Annotated in this window: 1 protein-coding gene; it reads right to left on the reverse strand. The window is 48.5% G+C overall.

Going from position 1 to position 5108, the window contains the following annotated elements; translation table 11 throughout:
* Nucleotides 1–4360: hypothetical protein (locus tag IQ257_RS28705; protein ID WP_193933438.1), on the reverse strand; the 4360-nt coding region annotated here is incomplete at its 3' end.
* Between the last annotated feature and the right edge of the window lie 748 nt (nt 4361–5108).

The raw sequence follows: 5108 nt of genomic DNA on the forward strand, positions 1-5108 counted from the left end.
TTACTCCCCCGCTCCCCAGCCTTTCAAAGCGCCCCTGTAACAGAGCATAACCAGCGAGTGCCGAACCAATGGCAAGTCCAACCGGTCGAAGGAGTGGCGTTGTACCGAAAGACATCCCAGCAACGAGTACCATCAGCGCACTGCCAATTGCCCAGTGGATGTGAGCTGTAATCTCAATTTCGGTGATACTGAAGTTTAGTAACGTGGTGCTACGCTTCTGCCAAAACCAGGCTAAGGAGCGGTATAAAATTGCGATCGCAGCAGCGACTCCTGCCCAAATGGTGAAACCATCAGCAGGATTTCCCCCCGGTGCTTGCAGCATCTGGTAAATCACCAGTTCGTACCAGGCGATGGAAATCCCTACAATGGAGAGATAACTGATACCCTTCCATTCAAGACGACGACGCCCTATCCCAATTCCCGTTAATGCCGCACCCAAGGTTAGCAATCCGGTATAGGAGGTAAAGTAATTCCAACGCAAGCCGATGCCGAGTAAAACGTAGAGTAAGGGTAAGATTTCCAGACTAGTTGAGATACGGGATAAAGTGGCAGCGGATTTTGTAACGGATGTAACGGATGGATTAGGGGAATGGGAAGAGTGTCGGGTTAACCACCAATCGGTTAAGACAAGGGTGAGGAGTGCCAGGATAATGTTGGCTGTTGCTAAGGTGAGTGGAGAACCGTTAGCTAGGAGAATGCCTTCTGCAATACTTAGTTCAATTGTCCAAGCAATAGCATAAACTCTAAGATTGGAGAGTAGCTGCCAAGAACGGTAGAGAAGTGCCAAGCCAATCAAAATAGAAGCGATTAGGTACTGCCAACCCGACGTGAAAAGTTCCTGATAACTCCCCCAGCCGTGGAGGGTTAGTAGTAACAGTTCAACCCCCCAGAGTCCGACTGCCCAATCATCAGACGCTTGGGCGTACAATGCAGCTAGAGTGCCAGGACGTTGACGGAGTAAACTTCGCAATAACCATAATCCGAAAATTGCGATCGCACCTGCTAAAAACCAATCTCCTACAGATAATGGCGGTAATCCAGGAATACCGTCCCAAAGGGTTGCGGCAATGAAGCTAAGGGCGAAGCCAATTGTAATAGCTGCGGCTGCCCCTTGGCGCAAATAGCGGGTATTAATTAACATCAACCCCGTAGCCAACCCTAAACTGACTAATCTCACTCCTGGTAGTGGCAGCGTCAGGAATTGTGCCATCGCCAAAGCCGCAACACTCCACCAGGATGCATGGATGCGTCGCGGTGGGGCGGTGCGAGTGGCAACTCCGGTTAAGGTTAAGGGGGTGAGTAGCCATAAGAGTTGCCACTGCTCAAGGGTAGACGTTTCACCTAAAATGAAGGGGAGATTGTTATTCCAAAGTAGGGTGTAATTGAGTCCTGCTAGGACAAAACCTATATGCCAGCAACTTTGATACCAAACGGGGAATAGGTAATAGGGAATGGGGAGTAGGGAATGGGGATGTTCAGAGTTAGTGGTAGGATTTCTTGGGACTAAACTTTCCGATTGCAGAGTACTGAGACTCCATTCTCCTACCATGAGAGTGAGTAATACCGTTGCCCAAGCTTGCGCGTTGAGGGTAGGGAACCACCAATTAACTGCGGAGACTACAGTTAGTAAACCTGTGATATTGGTGAGATAGACTAATGCCCCTTGGCGCAAATAGCGGGTATTGATTAACATCAGCCCTGTCGCCAACCCCAAGCTGACGAATCTTAGCCCTGGTGATGGCAGCGTCAGAAATTGTGCCATCGCCAAAGCCGCAACACTCCACCAGGATGCATGGATGCGTCGCGGTGGGGCGGTGCGAGTGGCAACTCCGGTTAAGGTTAAGGGGGTGAGTAGCCATACGAGTTGCCACTGCTCAAGGGGAGGGGTTTCGCCCAAAACGAAGGGGAGATTGTTATTCCACAGTAGGATATAACTAAGTCCTGCGAGGACAAAGCCTATATGCCAGCAACTTTGATACCAAATGGGGAATAGGGATTGTTCGTTGTGGGTGGTAGAGTTTCCTGGAACTAAACTTTCCGATTGCAGAGTACTGAGACTCCATTCTCCTACCATGAGAGCGAGTAATACCGTTGCCCAAGCTTGCGCGTTGAGGGTAGGGAACCACCAATTAACTGCGGAAACTACAGTTAGTAAACCTGTGATATTGGTGAGATAGACTAATGCCCCTTGGCGTAAATAGCGGGTATTGATTAACATCAGCCCCGTCGCCAACCCCAAGCTGACGCATCTTAGCCCTGGTGATGACAGCGTCAGCAATTGTGCCATCGCCAAAGCCGCAACACTCCACCAGGATGCATGGATGCGTCGCGGTGGGGCGGTACGAGTGGCAACTCCGGTTAGGGTTAAGGGGGTGAGTAACCATAAGAGTTGCCATTGCCCAAGGGGAGGGGTTTCGTCCAAAACGAAGGGGAGATTATTATTCCACACTAGGATATAACTGAGTCCGGCTAGGACAAAACCTATATGCCAGCAACTTTGATACCAAGTGAGGAATAGGGATTGTTCGTTGTGGGTGTTAGAGTTTCTGGCAGCTAAACTTTCCGATTGCAGAGTACTGAGGCTCCATTCTCCTACCATGAGAACCAGTAGTATTGCTGCCCAAGCTTGCGCGTTTAGGGTAGGGAACCACCAATTAACTGCGGAGACTACAGTTAGTAAACCTGTGATATGGGTTAGGTAGACTAAAGGAATTCTAACGGGAAGGCGACGGTGAGTAACGATCGCTAGAGTCAGAGTTGATACCAACAGATTAAGCGATCGCACCGTAGGATTGAGCATCCCGATTAGAGTTAATAGTACACCCAGTCCGAGCGTCAACCATTCCCCAAAATGGGCTAACTGTAAAAATGCTGTACGGGATGGTTGTAGAGACGTTGCATGGAACCTCTCTACGGGTTGACGGTATAACCAGTCTATGATATAGACCCATACAATTACATAGGGAAAGAGTGCCAAACTCAGTAACGCTTCCGGGGGTGAACCGAGGAGTTGGGTTAGAATAGCGATCGCAGTTTGCTGTAATTCTGAGGGAACTAATCGCCACAGCAAAAACAGCATTTGCAAACCAATAACAAAAATCGCCGCCAAATCCCAACGCCGCCCAGAATAGTATAAGCGTTGGGCAAAAAAGGATATTGCAAGTCCGCTAACCGCAACAGCTTGCCAGGGAAAGGGTTCTCCGACTGCAACCCACCAGCCAATGAATAATAACCCTGCACCAATGGCATCCCAAAGTTGGGAACCGGAGGAAAATACTGACTCCGGTGGGGTTTCGGGTGGTTTTCCCAGTCGTGCTAATAGCCAACCACAAATAGCAATGGCTAATCCTAATTGTTCGATAGGTAATCCAACAACAAAAATTCCCCGTGCTAACAGGACAATGAGGGCGTAAATAACAACAGAACTGCCAGTCGGTGCGTTAGGAAAGATATTCCTTGCCAGTGCCGTTAAGGATTCATTGGCAGGTGGTGAGGTATTCGGTTGCAATCGGCGGCGTTTAGGGAGAAAAATAGCCGTTCCCACCACGCCTAAATATACGGCGATGAGGGCAAATCCCGACCACTGCCAACCCCAATGCAAGTAACTCAGCCATAAAATTAGGGAAGCGCGAGAGGTGAGGCGTGCGGAGTCTTCCCGGATGGTTTGATTAAGAATAATAATGACAGTGAGGGTAAAAGCCGCCACGCCTACAACAATCCATTCCCAAGGATGACTCCATAAACCAAAGCCATCCATTGCCCAAAAGTTAACAGGCACCAGCAACAGGGAAACGAGTTGCAAGGTTTGAGCTGTTAACCGCAGATTCGGTTGCTTAGATGCCCAAATACCGACTCCCCAGAAAATGACGGTGTATCCCCACAACACACCGTACTGTCCGGCAGGCGGAAAGTTAGGCCATTGGGTAGCAGCCAATACACCAGACGAGACAACAACCAGGAAGACACCCAGGAACATCAGCCACCGGACACTCAGTTCATCCTGAAACGACTGCCACATCCGAGAGGGAAGTGAGGGAGTAGGGGTTACAACTGGTGTCTGAACGTCCCGGCGGGGTTGAGCTTCAGGTTGAACTTCAGACCAAAGGCTGGCAGCCCGTGGTTGTTCAATAGTTGGTTGAACTTCGGGTTGGACTTCGGGTTGAACTTCAGGAAGGGGTGGAGTTGGGACAACCTCTGGTGGCAGCCAGCGACAGGATAAAGACCTTTTACACAACTGCTTCACTTGGGCATCACTAAGTAAACCCAAACGCAACCAGCTATCTAACCCTGTAAGCAATTGGGGGTTGGATGCACTGACGGTGAGTTCTAGTCTCAGAGGACGGTTGGGTTGAGAAGACATGACATTTGGCGGAATTCTTGCACCAGAGGGATTATTGCTGAGTTGCAGTCCGACTTATCTCTGTCGTATTGGCTGCTTATGCAAGAAGTATACTGTTTTGAGTCGAACTGGGATTAACAGTCATAGTCCGAATCTTGAACTGTCACGAGGCAAGCCGTGACGAATCCTTTAAAACATCGAACTGGGATTAACAGTCATAGTCCAAATCTTGAACTGTCACAAGGCAAGAGGTTAGGGGCTAGAGCTGTTGAAAGATTGTTTTTGATACATTGAAATGCTGAACTGATGCCGATCGGAAATTTCCTGTATTATTCGAGGTAATATCATCTATACAAATCCCAATCGAATGCGATCGCTACTCTAGTTAATCTCGAAGAACGCGCAGCTATTCTTTTAGCCCAAGAACTTAAGGCAGATTTAATCCTGCTAGACGATTAGATCACCTTTCTGTACCGTCTCAACTCAAAAGCGAAACAAGCTAACGACCTTGTGCTGCATTTGCAGTACAAACGGCTTTAAGTGGAGTGGTTAGCATTGCAACGATAGCAAAAAAAGCAAGCACACTTGACAAACAGGTAAAAGCGTATCATGCTAGTTTGTTTAGAATTTAGATGCTTTAAACCCACATTCCGCACTTCAATATGTAGTATAACTGAAGTATGAGGGGCGATCGCTAAACGATCCAAATAATCAAGTAAAAGTACTCAGTTGACTAAGAGTTCGCGTCAGATTGACGCGAACTCGTTCT

Origin of the sequence: Coleofasciculus sp. LEGE 07092 (assembly GCF_015207375.1) — a bacterium.
In the GTDB taxonomy this organism is placed as follows: Bacteria; Cyanobacteriota; Cyanobacteriia; order Cyanobacteriales; family Coleofasciculaceae; genus LEGE-07092.